The following is an 18,555-nucleotide window of genomic DNA, read 5'->3' as shown; positions in this document are numbered from 1 at the left end:
ATGCTGCCAACCCCAGTTCGGGAGCGGTCGTGAGCCAGCGACAGGGTAGGGCCGATGCTCAAGCTGCCTCGCTTCAAGGCTGCCGCCGTGCAGGCTTCATCTGAGCATTTTAACGCGAGCACGACCGCCGACAAGCCGGCTTCCGCAGCCTGCGAGGCGAGGCCAATGGCGCAAGTCCCGTTGGCCATCCGAGATGATGGTCCCGGCCATCGCCTCTTTGGAACTGGATCATCGATCCTGGCCTGGCAAAGGCCATTGACGGACGGGCACGCTTCGGTCCAGCGACGTCATAAGACAGGACTTGGAAACCGGACTTGGAAACAGGACTTGGAGCAGGACTTGGAGGATGAGATGCGCGAAAACGTGATCGGCCGGGCCAATGTCGAGGACACCCCGGAACTCAAGGCCTACTACAAGGACCTCGAGAAATACGAAGCCGGTGCATTGTGGACGGTCGCCAACAAGATCGAGCCATGGCAGCCGCAATCGGCCTCCATTCCTGTGCTCTGGCGCTATGACGATCTGCGCGAGCACGTGCTGCGATCGGTAGAGCTGGTGTCTCCGGAAAAGGCGGGGCGCCGGGTGATCTATCTCAACAATCCCGGTCGTCGCGACGTATCGGCAGCCGTCGGCTGGCTCTACTCGGGCTTGCAGGTCATGCATCCCGGCGAGGTCGCCTCGGCCCACGCGCACTCGGCTTCGGCCTTGCGCTTCATCATGGAAGGTTCGGGCGCCTACACCGTCGTCGACGGTCACAAGATGACGCTCGGGGCGCGGGATTTTGTGCTCACGCCGAACGGCACCTGGCACGAGCACGGAGTCGATGGCAACGGCTCGGTCTGCATCTGGCAGGATGGTCTCGACATCCCGCTGGTCAATGCGCTGGAAGCGAACTTCTTCGCGGTCCATCCCAAGGTTCAGCAGGAAGAATCCGGCTATCCCGTCGACGGCACGACCAAGACCTGGGGCAATCCCGGTCTTCGCCCGGCCGGCTCGAAATGGTCGAAGGGCTATTCCCCCATGTTCAAGTACGAGTGGGACCCGACCTACGACTCCTTGCGGAAATATGCCGCCGCGACCGACGGCTCGCCTTACGACGGCATCCTCATGAACTACGTCAACCCGGTCACCGGCGGCCACGTCATGCAGACGATTGGCGCCAGCATGCAGTTGCTGCGGCCGGGCGAACGAACGAAGTCGCACCGGCACACCGGCAGCTTCATCTATCAGGTGGCGAAGGGCCGCGGCTATTCCGTGATTGGTGGCAAGCGCTTCGAATGGCAGGAGCGCGACATCTTCTGTGTTCCGTCCTGGGCTTGGCACGAGCACGGCAACGCCTCTGCGAGCGAGGACGCCTGTCTGTTCTGCTTCAACGATCTGCCCGTCATCGAAAGTCTCGGCTTCTACCGGGAAGAGGCCTATGGCGACAATGCGGGCCACCAACCAGTTGCCGCCTGACGTCTCCTGCAGAATTCAACCGAAAGAGCCGGATAAAGCTTCATGCGTCTTGTTACCTACACTTTGGGCTCCAGCGGTGCCCGCCTCGGGGGTCTCGTTGATGGATTGGTTGTGGACGTCGAGCGCCTCGGTGCGTCGCATGGCCTTGCATGGCCGAGCGACATGCTGTCGTTCATCGATAACAGCGTGACGCTGCTGCCCGCGCTCAGGGACTGCCTGGGCGATGCCAATGGTCGCCTGCCGGTCGGCTCCGCCGTTCCGGTCGAGGATGTGAAGCTGCAGGCGCCGATCCCGCGGCCACGAAAGAACATCTTCGGAATCGGGCTGAATTACCGCGCGCATGTCGCGGAATCCGCCAAGAGCCTGGATACGGACAAGGATCTGCCGAAGCAGCCGGTCGTCTTCTCCAAACCGCCGACCTCCGTGATCGGCCCGGGCGCGGCGATCCAGCATAACGCGAAGATGACGCAGCAGCTCGACTGGGAGGTCGAGCTCGCCGTCATCATCGGCAAGACCGCGACCCGCATCCCGGTCGAGAAAGCGATGGACCACGTCTTCGGCTATTCGGTGATGATTGACATTTCCGCGCGCGACAATCGCCGTGCCGGCCAGTGGATCTTTTCCAAGGGCATGGACACCTATGCGCCGTTCGGCCCCTGCATCGTGACCGCGGACGAGATTCCCGATCCACATGACCTGCGGCTGTGGCTGACGAAGAACGGGGTCACGAAGCAGGATTCCAACACCAAGTACATGATCTTCGATGTTCCGGCTTTGATTGCCGACATTTCGTCGGGAATGACGCTCGAGCCCGGCGACATCATCGCGACGGGAACGCCGGAAGGCGTCGGCGCAGGCATGAACCCGCAGGAATGGCTGTGGCCTGGCGACGTGGTGGAGGCCGGGGTCGACTGCGTCGGTGTCATCCGGCACCCCGTCGTCGCGATCTGATGACGTCGCTCTCGTTCGACCGCAAGCTGCGGTTCGCAGACTGCGATCCCTCCGGAATCGCCTACTTCCCGTCCTATCTGAACATGCTCAACGCAGTCGTCGAGGACTTCTGGGCGGAAATCGGATTTCCCTGGCCGGATTTGATTACGGTGCGGAGGATCGGCACGCCCACCGTGCATCTGACCTGCGACTTTTCCCGGCCGTCGATGTTTGGCGATATCCTCACGTTCAAGCTGCGCGTAGGGAAGGTCGGTCGGGCATCGCTCCACTTGGCGCATGTGGTCTCGGGCGCAGATGGCGTGCGCTGGTGTGCACGCCAGATCCTTGCTGCGACCTCGCTGGTGGATCATCACGCCATTCCCTGGCCCGAGGATGTTCGCGCCGCGCTCGTGTCGCATCTGCACGCGGACGAGGAAACGCAGGTGGCACCGTCGTGATCTCGCTGTTCATGACGTTCTCCGATCTGGCAGGCGAACGGCGGATTCATCCCGACGAAGTTGCCGCCGCAGCCGAGTTGGTCGGATCGATCCCGGATATGACGGAGGGCTTGCTGTTCACTCCGCTGGAACAGTCGGTCGATCATCCCTACAAGGCCGATGGATCCGGCCCCGTGTTTGCGCTTCAGCTGCGGTTTTCGGACCTGTTCGCATGCGAGGCTGCACTGGATCGCGGCGGCGTTCTTGCCGGCCTGGCGACGGGGGCCGGCTTGTCGGGTCTGACCGGATTGGACGTCACGCATCAGGTGATGCTGACGCGCCCGTTTCCCGTCGACGTCGCCGCGCATCCGGATGCTACGGCTACCCCGTGCAGCTACCTCGTGCACTACCCAGGGCCGGCGGAAGACCTGAACGCTTGGCACCTGCACTATCTGGAGCACCACCCATCGATCATGCGGACCTTTCCGGACGTCCGTCAGATCGAGATCTATACGCGCATCGATTGGGTCGACCGGCTGCCGTCGCAACGGGTCGAGTACATGCAGCGCAACAAGCTGGTGTTCGATAGCCCGGCAGCGCTCTCACGCGCGCTGAGCTCCGATGTCATCAAGCGCATGCGCGCGGACTTCGTCCAGTTCCCGCCGTTCTCGGGCGGCAACAAGCATTTTCCGATGCTGACGCGGGGAGTTATGTCTAAGCCCTAGAGAGTCGAGAGCGTGAAAAAAATACGGTGTGAGACCCGTAAATTCAGATTGATCGCCATATGCCCGCTTGGCGCTTATTTCAGACGCAAGTCACAGGTCACGGCACTTCCGAAACGGGCCAGTAGCTGACATCACGCCCTTGTTCGACACTCATGTCAGCGCCACGCCCTCATCCCGGCAAAACCTGTCAGTCGTAGTGGTGCAGCGTTTGGGCAGTGTGGCTGTCGGACTACATTGCTTGCGCCGACGAAAGTTTGAGCGTTGAATTCAGAAGTGATACGCCACCACGGCAAGTAGTTTTTTGAGTGTGCCTGTGCTCTCGTAGGATGAAGCGATGAAGAGACTCGCCTGGACGTGAGTGGCTTCATGCGTAGCTGAACAGGGAGATACGCCTAATCGGTCCACCACACTTGTCGGAAGTGATCAAGCGCACGGCTCTATGCGCGCACCGCTCAGCACTGTCGATGGCCAACAAAGGGAGGAGAACAATGAGCACCTGGCTTAGTGAGCGAGAACAGCGTCTCGTCGCAGGCGCGGAGGCGGCATCGGCGGCAACGCCGATTCCGACTCAGATTGTTTCCAACGGCGAGTATCTCCCGCCCCCTCAGAGCGCCATCCAGAAGAAGGTCGAAGCACGGATCAACGAGCTCGCCGACGTGAACGGCAAGCATCTCGGCTTGAGCCGCAGACAGTTCCTGCACACGAGCTGCGGCATGGCGGCGGCGTTCCTCGCCATGAACGACATCTACGGCAACGTGTTTCAGGTCGCGCCCGCCGAGGCCCGTGAACCCGAGCTGATGCTGACGCGCGCACAAAGCCTCGCCGGGCAGCTCATCTTCGATGTCCAGACCCATTTTGTGCGTGACGACTTCAACCACGCGGAGCTCTTGGACCTGGGCAAGTTCGCGAGCCAGCACTGGAACCCGAAGATGAAGGAGGAAGGCGTCTCCTCGCTCGCCCGCTACAAGTTCCAGAATTATGTGAAAGAGGTCTACTACGACAGCGACACCAACATGGCGTTACTGAGCGGCGCGCCGTTCGACGACCCAAGTTGGTGGCTCCTGTCGAACGAGCAGATCGTCAAGGCGCGCGAGCTGATCAACGACTTCGCTGGCTCCCGGCGCCTGCTGGCGCACTCCGTCATCACCCCCAAGCAACCCGGCTGGATGGACGAGGTCGACAAGGCGATAGAGGTCTATAAGCCGGATTCCTGGAAGTCGTACACGATCGGCGACCCGCTGGCGCCGTCGAAGTTCCCATGGCGGCTCGACGACGAGCAGGTGATGTATCCCTTCTACGAGAAAGCGGTGAAGGCCGGCATCAACACGCTGTGTATCCACAAAGGGTTGCTGCCGCCCGATTACGAGAAATCGTTCGCCGGCGTGTGGGAATACGCAACGGCGTGGGACATCGGAAAGGCTGCCAAGGATTGGCCGCAGATGAACTTCGTGATCTATCACTCGGCGCTGCGGCCGTTCCTCGAATTGCCGGACAAGGCCTGGGCTGAGTTCGAGCAGACCGGCCGCATCCAGTGGGCCTCGGATCTCGCGGAAATCCCGCAGAAGTTCGGCGTCACCAATGTCTATGCCGAGCTCGGCACGTCCTTTGCTAACTCGGCGGTGGCACATCCGAAGTTCTGCGCCGCACTGGTCGGGACGCTGATCAAGGGGATGGGGGTCGACCACGTGATGTGGGGCACCGACTCGGTCTGGTACGGCTCACCGCAGTGGCAGATCGAGGCGCTGCGCCGACTCGAAATCCCCGAGGACATGCAGAAGAAATACGGCTTTGCGCCGCTCGGCGACGCCAACAGCGCGACCAAGCAGCTGATCTTCGCGGGCAACGCCACCAGGTTTTACAAGATCAAGCTGAAGGCGGCCGATAACACCAGGATGCCCGCCTTTTCCGAGGACCGCCTCGCGGTGCTCAAGAACGAGTACGCACAAGCTGCCAAGCAACCTTCGAACCTGCGCTACGGCTACGTTCGGGCCGCCTAAGTGAACGGCGCCAGCGGTGCCGGCAAGCTCCGCTGGCGCTGTGGACGCGCGGCTGCCGAGTAAGTAGATGCCGATCGGCAACTCCGACTTCGGCTTCGGGGCAAAATGCGAAGAACTCAGCGTGAGCAAATCTGGTCCGCCATGCCTCGGTGAGCGGACCTCGTGGAGGACTGCCGCCACTTCGCCGATGGGCCAGCAGGAGACATTCGTCGCCCTTGATTGGCGGTCTCAGTTGCGCCCTTCAAGGTGAAGGTGTCGGACAACCGAGACGCCTTAGTCCGCTGAACCTCGCCGGCATTTAGAACCTCGGCCGGGGCGCGATACGTCTTGGAGCATGGATGAATTGTCAGGACCGCTGACTTGCCCGGCAAGAAAGAGGGGAAAGCGAATGCCGAAGGGAAATACATGGCCGGCCTCAAGAAATCGGTCTAATCTGCGCAATGCTCGGTCGAAATCTAAATTTTTGCCTGGAGCTAGATCATGACCAAAACGCCATTCGTAATTGGTGCTGCGGCCGCAGTGGGACTTTCGCTCGCGCAACCGGCGTTGGGGCAATCAGACAGCAGTCAGCTCGGCACTGTGCATTTCGACACATCGTGCAAACCAGAAGCGCAGAAACTTTTCGACCGCGGGATGCTGTACCAGCACTCGTTCTGGTACCGCGCGTCGCAACAAGTGTTTGGAGATGTGCTGAAGGCGGACCCTGAGTGCGGTATCGCCTACTGGGGCATCGCGCTCAGCCTGTTATGGAACCCCCACGTTCCGACGCCTGCGAAGAACCTCGCCGAGGGCGGTGACGCGATCGCAAAGGGAAAGAGCGTCGGAGCCAAGACCCAGCGCGAGAGCGACTACCTCGATGCGCTCGGCGCTATGTACGCCGACTACGACAAGGTCGACCACCGTACGCGCATGCAGGCTTACGCCAAGGCCATGGAACAACTAGCACAGCGCTATCCCAACGATGACGAAGCACAGATCTATTACGCGCTCGCCCTAAACACCTCGGCTTCGCCGGCCGACAAAACCTACGCCAACCAGCTCAAGGGTGCGGCAATCCTGGAGCCGATCGCAATACGCCAGCCACAACATCCTGGCGTGGCGCACTACTTGATTCATCTTTACGACTATCCGCCGATCGCCGAGAAGGGCCTCGACGCCGCCCGACGCTACGCCAAGGTCGCACCAGCGTCAGCACACGCACAGCATATGCCGTCGCACATCTTCACGCGCGTCGGCTATTGGAAGGAGTCGATTGCTTCCAATGTCGAATCGTCGCGGGTTGCGAAGGCGGACAAAGAAGGCCATGATCAGCTGCACGCCATGGATTACCTGGTCTACGCCTATCTACAACTCGGGCAGGATAACAACGCCGCCGCCGTTATTGACGAGATGAACGCGGTCACCGGGTTCACCGAAACTTTCATCGCCGGGCCATACGCGCTGGCCGCTTCGCCAGCACGCTACGCGGTGGAGCGCGGCGATTGGAAGGCTGCGGCGGCGCTTCAAGTCCGTGTCAGCCCGCTGGCTCACGTGCAGGCGGTAACCCATTTCGCGCGAGCGCTAGGCGCAGCCCGCTCGGGCAATCCTGAAGCCGCCAAGGCTGATATCGCCAAACTCGCCGCGTTGCGGGACAAGCTGCGAGATGCGAAGGATGCTTATTGGTCGGAGCAAGTAGACATTCAGCGGCAGGTCGCGACCGCCTGGATGCTCTATGCCGAGGGCAAGCACGAGGACGCGCTGAAAGTCATGAATGCAGCCGCCGATGCTGAGGACAAGACTGAGAAGCATCCGGTGACGCCGGGCGTTCCCAAACCGGCGCGCGAACTCTATGGTGTCATGCTGCTCGAGAGCGGTAACGCCAAGGACGCGCTCGTCGCCTTTGAAGCGACGCTGAAGAAGGAGCCAAACCGACTGGGCGCCTATGTGGGCGCGGCAAAAGCCGCCGAAACGTCCGGTGAGTCCGCCAAGGCTCATGAGTATTACAGCAAGGTCGTCGCGATCGCAGATGCTGCGGATAATACCCGGACCGAGGTTACCGACGCGCGCGCGTATCTGACGAAGCGCTGAGGGGCATGCGGCGATCGCAGGGGAGCATATCGTGAAAGCATTCTTTCTGCCTATCGTTCTGAGTGCTCTCGCGACCCCGGCTGTCGCTCAATCGCTTCAGGTGATCGGATACTCCGGCTATCTCGGGGAGTGGGAGTTGACCGCAACCGTCACGGAAACGGGTTCCGGCCATATCCATATAAAGGAATACTCCGGGCCGTTAACGATGAAGCACATCGGCGTGTGCACTCAGGATGGTCCGGAGGAGAGGACCGGTGAAATGCATTTTCAGATGTCGGCCTCATCACCCGAATTGAATGCGACATTCTCCGTTGCCGGCGTCGAATGCACCTACATCGGACGACTGTCGGACCCTTATACAGGCACGATGGACTGTCCAGGTCGACAGGCCGTTCCCCTCAAGCTGTGGCTGAAATAGCTGCCCATCAGCCTCGCCGGCAGAGCCCTCGAACTAAGTCGGTTGTGGGTCATTCGCGTCGAGTTGGCCGCGCCTTTGCAAGGTCCGGTCTCACCTCGACAGCCGACGTGCAGGACCGCTATCGCGATGTTCGCCTTCGGGCCAACAGGCGACATCGCGCAACTTCCTAGCAGTATCAATTTCGTTCTACGATTTTCCAATATGAGTCTTTTCGAACCACTTCGCCCGCGCGGAATGTGTAGAAGTCGCAACCTTGGACCTCCACCTGCTTGCCGTCCCGACCGGTGCCGGTGAGGCACCATTTCGAAATGCCGGTTTGAGATTCCGAATCCACGAAATGCTCAGCATTCCCGTAATGAACGTCGGGCAGTCCTTCAAAACGCGCAGCCAGCCCAACCCGCACATTGTGCTTACCCTCAAAACGGGAGCCATACGGTTTACTCCCATTCGGCATCTCCAAAACGCAATCATCCGCAAAGAAGCTCATGATCCGATCCAGATCGTGCGCGTTAAACGCATCGCATATCTCTATTAGTTTGGCTCGAATATTCATCTGCGCTTTGCCTCGACTTCAACGCACGCCGCTATTCGGCAGGTTCTCCCACAACTTCAGTCTATCATCTCCACCATAACGTGAACCAGCTTTAGTGGGCCCGAGTCCGTTTCTGGGTCAAAATGTGAAGAACTCAACGTGAGCAAATTCAGTCCGCTATGCTTCATTGAACGGACCTCGATGAGGCGTGCTGCCACTTCGTTGATGGGCCAACAGCCGACGGTTTGAAGCGGAAGCTTTGAGGCGAGTATCTTAATATAGAACCACCATTGGTCGCACATGAAGACTGCAGCGGCGGCAGACTAGGGTTTTCAATGAAAGACTTACTTACGGCAGCCAAGTTGCTGCTTCTCGACTTAGCCTCGACATTCTTGTTCCTCATCCTGTTTCTTTTAACACACAACACGATCCTTTCGGTTTGCCTGGGCATGGCACTGGGTCTCACTCAGATTGGTCTACAGTTCGCCCGCGGAAAGCCAATCGATACTGGAGTGGCTGAGCCTATTCCTAGTTGTCGCGGCAGGCTCCGTCACGCTCCTCACTGACGATCCTCGCTTCATTCTACTGAAGCCAAGCATCATATATGCAATCGTCGGCATCGTGATGCTTAAGCCGGGCTGGATGAATCGCTATCTGCCGGCAATTGCAAGGGCGGTCGAGCGACAGGACGGCCTCACCAACAGCCGCTCGCGAAGTCTGCTTAGGGGTCAGAGGCGGCGGTCGGCCCCTGAGTGGGACGACTTCCGCTCTACCTCTCGCTCCGGACATGTCGCTGCGGTGTGTCAACCAACGCGATGGGCCAGCAGGCGACATGGCACCACCACAGCAAAAAAATCCCGGCACTTGGCCGGGATCGATACTTCACGCCTTGTTCGTAAACCAAATCGTTGGAGCTCCCGCCACTCCCGCATTCTGCATAGCATTCTTCAATTCAGCACTCTCCGCGAAGGCTTGCGCAGCTTCAATCGTGGCAAACTCGTGAGTTACTGTGATGTCATTGGGATTTTCGACTGCTCGGTAGACCGCCTCGGCTGTTACGCCCTTCGCCTTCTGAACCGGAGCAAAATCGTCGTAAACCTTTCGCCAGGCCTTGTAGTCGGAAACCGTGTGTCTAACAAACATATTCGTCATCAGATGTTCCTCCCTGACTGGTCGTAACAATCTTTCCACGAACGCTTCAAACAGCACTTCCAGCAGCACCAGTATAATACCGGCCACCGCTTGGAGCTATTTCATGACTCGACGCCAATAGGTCGTTGGCCGCGCACCTACTGCGACCAGCCGCAGGACCAGTCAGTGACACTGACTTGCGTATTCAGTTGGTCACAGTGCGAAGCTGCTGACACCGGGTCCGATCTTCAGGCCCTAAGCAAACTGAGGCATTATGCCTCTTGGGCGAAACACCCATTTCTAGGGCGCATCCAGTCTCGTAGAATGTGGTTGCCCTTGAAGCGGGATGTGCCGAAGTCACCGTTCGGGACGAACGAGCAGTACTAGCGCTGTCGGCAGGTACGCTACCCTAAGAGACCGCCCCGTTTTTCGGTTTCACAGATTTCACATTCACATTCCACACGCGCGCAACTTTTGCGGCGGCTTGTTGCAGTAACCTAAGGAGAAAAACGATGAGCAAGATCGATCGAAGGTCTGCATTGGCATTCGGGTTGGCAGCGGCTACGGCGGCCATGATAAAGCCCGCCGCCGCTCAAACGACGGGCTACAAGGACACAACTCCGTGGCCAGGTGTGGTGGTGCGTGAGTATGATGGCGAGACACCATCCATCATCCCCGGTTTTAAGACCGTCTCGATGCGCGACATCATCATGCAGCCGGGATCGAAGACCATGGGGCCCCCGATGATGAATGCCATGGTCTGCCATATCACCGAAGGAGAGCTTCGGCTTCAGCAGGACGAAAAGACCTTTACCGGCAAGAAGAATTTTGTCTGGACCTGCAACAAGGACACAAAGGAGCAGGCGTTCAATGATGGGAACGTGGTCGCGATTATGCGGATCACGGACCTGAAGGCTTAAGGCTCGTTTCTTCGCAAGAAATCGATTGTAGGAGCGAATGGCGCACGCGACGGCGCGCCATTCGCGTGCAGGATCGTTACGCGCCGATCGCGTCGGCTTGCCCTCTGACGGTGACTTCCGGGTTGCGCCGAGTTCTGGATATGTCGCTGCGCCGACCGACGCGATGGGCCAGCACCGGCCTCGTGCACCGCAGCAAATGAGGGCAGCATCGCTTCTGGGACATTTGCGGTGATCGATGATGCCGGCTACCGGATGAGCCCGAGCTTTTCGAGAAAGAAAGGCAGTATGGAACCTAACGAAACATCAGACGTTCTTTTCCGCGAGTGAGCAGCGCCGTCGCCCCGGCGCAGCAGGCGCCGAGGCGCTGAGCTGCGCTGATTGGAGGGAATGCTCATGAGACTCACCCTTTCAGTCATCAAGGCTGACGTTGGCTCCGTCGGTGGGCACACGAAACCGTCTACACGCATGATGGCGGCTGTCGAGGGCGAGGTCGCGAAGGCGATCTGCAATGGTCTCTTGATCGACGGTTTCATCTGCCACACCGGCGACGACATTGCGATCATCATGACGCACACACGGGGCGAGGGGAGCTCTGAGATACATCAACTCGCCTGGAAGGCGTTTCTTGCGGCCACGGCGGTTGCGAAAAACTCGGGCCTCTACGGCGCCGGCCAGGATCTTCTGGTCGACGCGCCTTCCGGAAACGTTCGCGGCGCCGGACCGGGCGTCGCGGAGCTCAGCTTCGACCACAGTCTCTCGGGTTCGAGGCCCGCGGAGTCCTTCATGGTGTTCGCCGCCGACAAATGCGGCCCCGGCGCCTACAACCTGCCGCTCTACCTCACCTTTGCCGATCCCATGTATTGCGCCGGGCTGATGCTGCCTCCGATGATCAAGGGTTTCCGTTTTCATGTCATCGACATGGACCACACGGCTGGCGACAGCGTGATCGAACTCGACGCGCCCGCGGACGGCTACCACATTGCCGCGCTGCTCCGCGACAATGAGCGCTTTGGGATCGATCGCATCGTTTCTCGAACGTATGACGAGGTTGCCGTCGCTGTTTCGGCGCAGCGTCTCCACTCGATCGCAGGCAAGTACACCGGCAAGGACGATCCGGTCGCGATCGTCAGGAACCAAGGGATTTTCCCAGCGCCGGAAGAAATCGTCTCGCCGTTCGCGAAGGCGCACTTCGTAGGCGGCGATGCGCGCGGCTCGCACGTGATGCCGCTCATGCCAGTGCCACTTAATACACCGGTGACGGGCATGTACTGCCTGCCAATTGTTTCCTGCGCTGGCTTTTCGATCGACAAGGACGGCCGTTTTTCGGAGTCCTATACCGATTTCTTTGACAACCCGGCGTGGGACGAGGTCCGCCGGCGCGCCCAGCGCAAGGCGATCGAGATGCGCAGCCAGGGCTGGTCTGGCGCCGCGATGCTGCCCTATTCCGAGCTGGAGTATGGCGGCTTCCGCGACACCGTGTCCGCATTGCTGAAGCGTTTTCGGCCGCGCGGGGAGCGCAAACCGGAAGCGGCCGAGTAGGAACGCCTCGCTGTGCATTATTGCGACATGCCAATGCTGGGAGATGAGCTTGGCTAGAAAACGCATCGGCATTCTAACGGGTGGCGGCGACGTTGCCGGCCTCAACGCAATCATCAAGACCGTGACCTATCGCGGCAGCGAGGATGACATTGAGGTCGTCGGTCTGCGCCGCGGTTGGGAAGCCCTCACGCACCTTGACCTCGACGACCCCGCCAGCAAATCGCACTACCTTATCCCGCTCAACCGCGAAAACACGCGCGTCATCGACCGACGCGGCGGTACCGTGCTGCACTCGAGCCGCACCAATCCCTCCAAAATGAAGAAACTGCCCGATCATCTCGCTGGCCAAGACCTTCCAGTCTCGGAGAGTACCAAGAGCGGCATCGCAACCAAGACCTGGGATCTCACCGGCCAGGTATTGGCGAACCTCTCCGGGCTGGGCATCGAGCACCTCATCGCCATCGGCGGCGACGACACACTCAGCTATGCGGACAAGCTCAACGGGCTCGGCGTCAAGATTATCGCCATCCCGAAGACGATGGATAACGACGTCCGCAACACCGAGTATTGCATCGGCTTCTCGACCGCGATCACCCGCGCCAGCGATGCAATCCAGCGGCAGCGCACCACTGTCGGCTCACACGAGCGAATTGGCATTTTCCGCATCTTTGGCCGCGATGCCGGATTTACAGCTCTCTACACCGCGTACGTGACCTCGATACGGTGCGTCATACCGGAGTACAAGGTCAACCTCGACAAACTGATCCAACTGCTCATCGAGGAGAAGCGTGCGAACCCAAGCAACTACGCGCTGATCGTACTCAGCGAAGGTGCCGAGTGGGAGGGCTTCAGGCTGCAGGAATACGGCGAGCCTGACGCCTACGGTCACCGAAAAAGGACGAGCGTGGCCGAAGTGCTTGCCGACGAGATCAAGCGGCGCGCCGGCGAGGAGACCATCGTCTCTGATCTCACCTACGACCTGCGATCGGGCGATCCTGACTTCATCGACAAGCTCGTCGCCCTGACTTTCGGCAACATGGCCTACGATGCCATCCTGGAAGGCAAGACCGGCCTCATGTCGGCGCTGGTCGAGGGCCGCTACGACCTTGTGCCCATCCCTGACGCCAAGCTCGGGCCGCGCAAACTGGACGTCACCAGCATGTATAACACGGAGCGCTACCGCCCCATCTACGCCAACAAGCGGGGGCTGCCGATCTTTCTCAACCGCGCGTCACAGGGTGGCAGGTGGTAACCCCCAAGAAAGTCTCGTATGGGGCAGGCTCGGAAGTGGTGCCCGGCCAGATGGGTCTGCCGACGCGGGGTCAGGGCTTCGTGCCGAGATCATGAAGGAGTCAGGCCATGGAGATCGAACGCACTGCATTCGGAACCATCACGATTGACGGAAAGACCTATGAACACGACGTGATCATTCGTCTCTCCGGTGAAGTGGCAAGGCGGAAGAAAAAGCTGTCGAAGAAGTACTACGGCACCTCGCATGTCCTCTCGAAAGACGAAGCGAAGTTCCTCTATGAGGACGGATGCGAGCAGCTAATTCTTGGCTCGGGCCAGATGGGCAATGTGCACCTATCGCCGGAAGCCGAGACGTATTTTGCGAAAAAGGGTTGCACGGTCCTGCTGCAGCCGACCCCCAAGGCGATTCATACGTTCAACGACTCGCGCGCAAAGAAGATCGGCCTTTTTCACATTACCTGCTGAAATCGGGCCGGCTGCGGCGCATGAATCGCGGGAGAGCATTGAGAAGATCGATTCGTCGCACGGTCGTACCTGATGACCGGTGGCGGAAACCACCATCGTCCAGGTCCGCAAGATATCCTGACCACTGACGGGAGCGCGGCGGGACATGAGCGTCGGCTTTGGGTCATGAGCGCCGGTTGGCAGCTCGGCCGGTTACTTCCCGTCTAGCTCGATGAGCCGACAACAGGGGGCCGCGCGGACCTGGTCAAGAAGTAGCGCCAGACCAAGGGCGCGGAAGAAAGGGATCATCATCTATTTGTGCGCTGCGAAGCTATCCGCGGCTCTGCACGTAGTTCTACGGGCGTTGCACATTCAAGATGTTTGGCATCTACTTCAGATTGATTTTTTGTGACGATCTATTTTCAGAGAGCGGCCCATGAGCGTTAAAGCCATGATGGCGACGATCCTCCAGAACCAACTGACGTTACGCGGCGTGCATTCATTGACGACTTCCGACTACCAAGAGATCCTAGAATTGCTGATTGAGCAGCTCAGAGAGCTGGAGCTACATCTGGCAGCGCGCGAGGTAGCTGACAATCGCGAGCCGCACTAGCGCGGCTGATCTCGTGCACAAGCCTGAGCGCACTGCACCGGCGCATCGGTTCAATGCGACGCGCAGCGGGGGCATTCCCCATCTGCCGCTTCGCTGAGTTGCCGACCAATCTCTTCGTTGAGCGCCTTTGAACTCCAATTCGTACCGTCGCTCTTAATGATCCTTTTGGCGCGTTCGAAGGCGTGGCTTTCGGCCGCATCGTCACCGACGCGGATGGTTACATCAGAATGGAAGGGACAGACCGCGATTGCACGAGTTGTCTCGAGTGCATAGCGCACCGTCGCGCTGAGATCATCGGCGTGCGCTTTGGGGGGCATGTAGCGCTTCCTGTCGCCTCGACACGAGGGAGACCTCACACGCAGTGCGCCATGGCACGACGCGGATCAGCAGTTAGGACGAGGCCCGGTGTGCCTAGGAGCCCGGGCCTCATAACCTCAGCAGCCTGACAAGAGGTTGTTCGGCTACACGTCCAGCCTATCCGGAGTAGCCAATCTCGCTTTTGATGTTGCGCAAAGCTGCCTCGGGCCAGCCGGCCCCTTGCGGCGGAGGGAGAGGACGGTGGGGCCGGCGGTCCGATGGGCTGGCGGATTGGGGGCGTCCGCCGTGCCCCCGGCACGCTAATCCCAATCAGACGATCGCCGTGTTCACTTGTGGTCGGAAGCAGGGTATTTGTAATGTTCCAGCAAAGGAACAGCGAGGCCGCCGATGAAGGACATGCAAGTCCGGCTGGAGAAGCTCCGCACCGACGCCGCCGAATGTGCCCTCATTCGTGATCTGGCGACGGACCCGAAAAAGCGGGAGCTGTTCGCGAAACTTGCCGAGCACTTGACCGTGCTCGCGTCGGAGGTTGAGCGGGCTCTTGGCGACAGCTATTCCGAGATCGCTCCTGACGTTCCGCCGGGAGCTTAGTCATGTCGAAGGTTTCCATTTTTTCCCGAACTGGCAGTTCTACTAAAGTCGTGATCTGCCGCAGGAACACCCGTCCCCAGTACGCAATTACTTTTACTGGAGTAGGCGATGAACAATCCTGACTTGGAAGTGCTATTCCGAGCTGTGCAGGATGCTCGGCATATCCTCAGAGAGTGTGTGATTTCCAACTCATTCGATGCGGCACACATGGTGGAGCGCCTGCATGCCGTTCTGGACAGAGATGAGGTGATCCACGTACTCGCCCGCGTGAGCCGTCAACCTGTCGCCCAGCTAACGGAGGAAGGCTAAACTAGCGCTGACCGCGGCGACAATTGCGGCAGCGGCCCGCAAAGCCGCGTCGATCTCTCAAAGAGCGCCAGCGCGAAAACGACAGGCATCGGCACCAAATTTGCTCCGCCACTAATCCATCTTGACCATTCTGAAGTGGATCTACTTCGGTGGTTGCCATCTTGGCAAGGTCAGCCACTCGGTTATCTGAGACGTGACTTCGTTCTGCCGAGCCTTCCTAAGCAGACTGTCTCGTTTGTGTCCTGGCGGGCATGACCGGGCTTCATTGCGTAGCTGTTGAGCTTCTAGGTCAAGCCGAGCCTTTAACGAGGCTTTTCGTATGAACCGCAGGCGCTTCATGACGCATACCCATCTCTACGAACCTGCCCACCTGTGTAAACTCGGAACTAGGTATGTTGGTTCTTAGATGGACCCTTCTGCGTTCGTAATCCGTTCGTTGGGACCATGAATAAGACCCCGACGCTGGCACGTCGGGGCCCTTCTCATAGACCATCAGGCTCGGGTACATCCGCCGGCCTTCCGATCCTTGATGTCGCCGATTACCGCATCCGATCTGGTTCAGAATGTGGCAAGGGCTGCGACATTGGTGTGATTACATTCGGCTCGAAAGCGCTCGGCCGCCAACTCGCCTTTGCGCCACTCCGCGCGGCGCCGGAGCTCGACCGTCAACGCCTTCTGCGCCTCGCCCGATGCGCAACACGGCCCTATTGGTTGATCGTCCGCTTAACACCAATAAGCGGCGCGAAAGCGGACCTTTGCTAACCAATGCGATGGGCCACTTTCAGACATGGCTCGCTTGCTTCCTCTCTGAGATGGCGACGTCCCGATGAGCAGCATGCTTTCCCAAGTGAGGTTTGGCGCTCACCAAATGCCCGGAACGAGCCGCCATCGGAGCCGCGCGGCGTAATCCGAATAGCCCGCAAGCTCTACCTGAAGAATTCGATCCTCCGTGATGGTGCGATGGAGCAGAAACGGCAGCATGAAGATCACAACGAGCGCGGCCGCGAGCCACGATCCGAGCGCGGGTCCGCTTGCCGTTATGATCAGAATCCCGGCGGCGTATCCGGGATGGCGGACGAAGGCGTAGGGTCCCGTGGTGACGACGTGCTGGCCGCGGTCGGTCTGGATGCGAATTGCAGAGGAAAAAAACCGATTCACGCGCATGGCCCATAGTGCCAGGGCATAGCCGGCTGCGAACGTGAACAGGCAAACGCCTTGCAGCCAGTCGGGCACGTTGTCGCTCCAATGGAAGCGGCCACGGTCGAGCCCCGCAACGATCCAATGCATAAACAGAATGAGCGAGAAGACCCTCAACGCGAGCGGCGGCTTCTTGCCGCCCGGCCGCATGCGTTCGCGCACGAGGTCCGGATCGAGCGCCGCGAACGAAACGATCATGACGACGGCGAAAATTGCGAGATAGGCCCAAAAACCCGGGATGGCGACCGTGCCGGCCGCTCCGAACAATGCGGCGACCGCAGCGACCAAGAACAAGCCTGCCTTAAGGTAAGCCGAGACGGGCATCCGCTAGGTTACCATTTCAAAATGTGGCCGCTCAGTTGCCTAACACCGGCCGGCCCGGTGCGCGGTCCAGTGGCGGGCGTGGCTTGGCGAGGTCCGTCGTGCCGGGCGGGGTTTCGTTGCTGGCCGTCCTTGTTTCGATCCGCTCAATCGTGGTGACGAATGCCGCGAGTATTGCGATCATCACCGCGACAGCGAAAAGTGTGATGGCGGTGGCCATTCCGCTCGTTGCTCATGAGGGAGCCTCCACTCTAAGCAAAAACGTTATGCGGCTTGGATGGTTCCCCGCCCGGTATGGGCACTGCACGCTCGGTAGGGGCGGCAATTGGCTTCTCAAGGCGACGGGCCTCCAAATATCCTCCTGATGACTTCGTCGCCATGAGACTCGAAACAGCGGCCATGGCTGAGCACAATGCGCTCTGGTCCCCAAGAGTGGATTTTTGCGAATGCTGCTTTAGCCTTTTGGCGCTGTAATAATAGCGGCAGCCGCATGCCAAAGAATATTTGCCCGCGGGGATGGTACATCCCGCTGAGCTTTGTCGCCGTTCGCCAAGGCTCGGGCATCTTATCCAACTCGATGTTGATTATCGTGTCCGTGAGAATCAGCGTCTTCGATTTCTTGTGAAAGAAGATGAACTCTTTGAAGTATCCACCGGGAAATAGCGTCTGGTCGATGTCTTGCCACCAGTCTTCTGGCGGATTGAAGCCGAGGTCTCGCGCAAACGTGACATCGATGTGCCGAGCGCGCGCTCTTTGGCGTACACGCGGTGAAGCCCATGGGATCGCATCGGGAAAGGCTTTCGACCACTCCCCGATATGAGCGTAGTGAAACTGGTTGGGTGACACGAGATGTCGGATTGTCCCCATCTGCTGCAGCTCGCTTGCTAGCGCCTGATCAAATTTGATCGGCGACTGCAGGAACAGATCACCATTCGAAAGGCGCACGACCGTCATCCGTGTAGTGAAAGGCAGCGGCAACCTGACGCCACCCACGGTCAAGTACTCGAATGGCCCATCGACTATTCCGATGTCCGGCCCCATGGGCTTAAATACGTTGATTGGTTCGTATAGCGATGCACCCACAGTCACCTTCCGGATAGCTTCTTGCACGGAGTATCTCTGATCGCGGGATGTCTGCAACGGGTCAAAATGCGAAGAATTCAACGGGAGCAAATCTAGTCCGCCATGCCTCGGTGAGCGGACTTCAATGAAGCGGCTCGCTACTTCGCTGATGGGCCATGACCGGAAGTCGCCGGGTTACTCGACCACCTCACGCGCCTCGCGGCTAAAACGCCGCAATGCATTACTCGGAAGATACACCTTTCTGTCGCAGTCCTTCTTCGGTCTGGCTCGTCAT

20 protein-coding genes and 1 pseudogene are annotated in these 18,555 nt (G+C 59.5%); 15 read left to right on the top strand and 6 right to left on the bottom strand.

Annotation, left to right across the window (positions count from 1 at the left end):
- Positions 1-351: 351 nt before the first annotated feature.
- The 7 genes from GWG65_RS22595 to GWG65_RS22565 all read left to right on the top strand — a co-directional run bounded on the left by GWG65_RS22595 (position 352) and on the right by GWG65_RS22565 (position 8,032).
- A complete protein-coding gene (locus GWG65_RS22595; protein WP_275197779.1) occupies positions 352-1,458 on the top strand; it encodes a cupin domain-containing protein in 1,107 nt (368 codons plus the stop codon).
- A 42-nt stretch (positions 1,459-1,500) separates the two neighbouring features.
- Positions 1,501-2,409 (top strand): fumarylacetoacetate hydrolase family protein, encoded by a 909-nt coding sequence (locus tag GWG65_RS22590; protein WP_275197778.1) that lies wholly within the window; start codon positions 1,501-1,503, stop codon positions 2,407-2,409.
- The gene (locus GWG65_RS22585) at positions 2,409-2,846 is read left to right on the top strand and encodes a thioesterase family protein (RefSeq protein ID WP_275197777.1); all 438 of its coding nucleotides are present in this window, start codon (positions 2,409-2,411) and stop codon (positions 2,844-2,846) included. The genes GWG65_RS22590 and GWG65_RS22585 overlap by 1 nt, the downstream gene beginning before the upstream one ends.
- Positions 2,843-3,550 (top strand): hypothetical protein, encoded by a 708-nt coding sequence (locus GWG65_RS22580; protein WP_275197776.1) that lies wholly within the window; start codon positions 2,843-2,845, stop codon positions 3,548-3,550. Before GWG65_RS22585 ends, GWG65_RS22580 begins: the two co-directional genes overlap by 4 nt.
- Positions 3,551-4,038: 488 nt before the next feature.
- On the top strand, positions 4,039-5,547 hold the full coding sequence (locus GWG65_RS22575) for an amidohydrolase family protein (protein ID WP_275197775.1): 1,509 nt from the start codon (positions 4,039-4,041) through the stop codon (positions 5,545-5,547).
- Between the two features lie 480 nt (positions 5,548-6,027).
- Entirely contained in the window at positions 6,028-7,614 is a 1,587-nt protein-coding gene (locus tag GWG65_RS22570) for a hypothetical protein (RefSeq protein ID WP_275197774.1), read from the top strand.
- Positions 7,615-7,645: 31 nt separating this feature from the next.
- Positions 7,646-8,032: a hypothetical protein gene (locus tag GWG65_RS22565; protein WP_275197773.1), complete on the top strand. Its 387-nt coding sequence runs from the start codon at positions 7,646-7,648 to the stop codon at positions 8,030-8,032.
- Positions 8,033-8,207: 175 nt separating this feature from the next.
- On the opposite strand, the gene GWG65_RS22560 is transcribed toward GWG65_RS22565, so the two are convergent.
- Entirely contained in the window at positions 8,208-8,585 is a 378-nt protein-coding gene (locus tag GWG65_RS22560) for a nuclear transport factor 2 family protein (RefSeq protein WP_275197772.1), read from the bottom strand.
- Between the two features lie 450 nt (positions 8,586-9,035).
- Here GWG65_RS22560 and GWG65_RS22555 point away from each other — a divergent pair.
- Positions 9,036-9,149, top strand: a pseudogene (locus GWG65_RS22555) (hypothetical protein); the annotation flags it as partial.
- A gap of 297 nt (positions 9,150-9,446) precedes the next feature.
- Here the strand turns inward: GWG65_RS22555 and GWG65_RS22550 are convergent.
- Entirely contained in the window at positions 9,447-9,716 is a 270-nt protein-coding gene (locus tag GWG65_RS22550; RefSeq protein WP_275197771.1) for an antibiotic biosynthesis monooxygenase, read from the bottom strand.
- A gap of 491 nt (positions 9,717-10,207) precedes the next feature.
- Here GWG65_RS22550 and GWG65_RS22545 point away from each other — a divergent pair, with 491 nt between their 5' ends.
- The 5 genes from GWG65_RS22545 (at position 10,208) to GWG65_RS22525 (ending at position 14,462) form a co-directional block, all read left to right on the top strand.
- Positions 10,208-10,615, top strand: a complete 408-nt coding sequence (locus GWG65_RS22545) for a hypothetical protein (protein ID WP_275197770.1) — start codon at positions 10,208-10,210, stop codon at positions 10,613-10,615.
- 387 nt (positions 10,616-11,002) lie between these two features.
- On the top strand, positions 11,003-12,154 hold the full coding sequence (locus tag GWG65_RS22540) for a fructose-1,6-bisphosphatase (protein WP_342760657.1): 1,152 nt from the start codon (positions 11,003-11,005) through the stop codon (positions 12,152-12,154).
- Between the two features lie 43 nt (positions 12,155-12,197).
- Positions 12,198-13,406, top strand: a complete 1,209-nt coding sequence (locus GWG65_RS22535; RefSeq protein WP_275197768.1) for a 6-phosphofructokinase — start codon at positions 12,198-12,200, stop codon at positions 13,404-13,406.
- Between the two features lie 107 nt (positions 13,407-13,513).
- Positions 13,514-13,870, top strand: coding sequence for an MTH938/NDUFAF3 family protein (locus tag GWG65_RS22530; RefSeq protein ID WP_275197767.1), 357 nt, complete (start codon positions 13,514-13,516; stop codon positions 13,868-13,870).
- Positions 13,871-14,285: 415 nt separating this feature from the next.
- Entirely contained in the window at positions 14,286-14,462 is a 177-nt protein-coding gene (locus tag GWG65_RS22525; protein ID WP_275197766.1) for a hypothetical protein, read from the top strand.
- Positions 14,463-14,512: 50 nt separating this feature from the next.
- On the opposite strand, the gene GWG65_RS22520 is transcribed toward GWG65_RS22525, so the two are convergent.
- Positions 14,513-14,779: a hypothetical protein gene (locus tag GWG65_RS22520; protein ID WP_275197765.1), complete on the bottom strand. Its 267-nt coding sequence runs from the start codon at positions 14,777-14,779 to the stop codon at positions 14,513-14,515.
- Positions 14,780-15,167: 388 nt separating this feature from the next.
- On the opposite strand from GWG65_RS22520, the gene GWG65_RS22515 reads away from it, so the two are divergent.
- Positions 15,168-15,371 (top strand): hypothetical protein, encoded by a 204-nt coding sequence (locus GWG65_RS22515; RefSeq protein ID WP_275197764.1) that lies wholly within the window; start codon positions 15,168-15,170, stop codon positions 15,369-15,371.
- A gap of 108 nt (positions 15,372-15,479) precedes the next feature.
- On the top strand, positions 15,480-15,680 hold the full coding sequence (locus GWG65_RS22510; RefSeq protein ID WP_275197763.1) for a hypothetical protein: 201 nt from the start codon (positions 15,480-15,482) through the stop codon (positions 15,678-15,680).
- 861 nt (positions 15,681-16,541) lie between these two features.
- Here the strand turns inward: GWG65_RS22510 and GWG65_RS22500 are convergent.
- The 3 genes from GWG65_RS22500 to GWG65_RS22490 form a co-directional block, all read right to left on the bottom strand.
- Positions 16,542-17,165 (bottom strand): isoprenylcysteine carboxylmethyltransferase family protein, encoded by a 624-nt coding sequence (locus GWG65_RS22500; RefSeq protein ID WP_275197761.1) that lies wholly within the window; start codon positions 17,163-17,165, stop codon positions 16,542-16,544.
- A gap of 67 nt (positions 17,166-17,232) precedes the next feature.
- Positions 17,233-17,418: a hypothetical protein gene (locus GWG65_RS22495; protein ID WP_275197760.1), complete on the bottom strand. Its 186-nt coding sequence runs from the start codon at positions 17,416-17,418 to the stop codon at positions 17,233-17,235.
- A 113-nt stretch (positions 17,419-17,531) separates the two neighbouring features.
- Complete coding sequence (locus GWG65_RS22490; RefSeq protein WP_275197759.1) at positions 17,532-18,308, bottom strand: DUF4336 domain-containing protein; 777 nt, start codon at positions 18,306-18,308, stop codon at positions 17,532-17,534.
- Between the last annotated feature and the right edge of the window lie 247 nt (positions 18,309-18,555).

Source organism: Bradyrhizobium sp. CSA207, assembly GCF_029051685.1.
In the GTDB taxonomy this organism is placed as follows: Bacteria; Pseudomonadota; Alphaproteobacteria; order Rhizobiales; family Xanthobacteraceae; genus Bradyrhizobium.
This window is presented reverse-complemented; position numbering and strand designations above follow the sequence as displayed.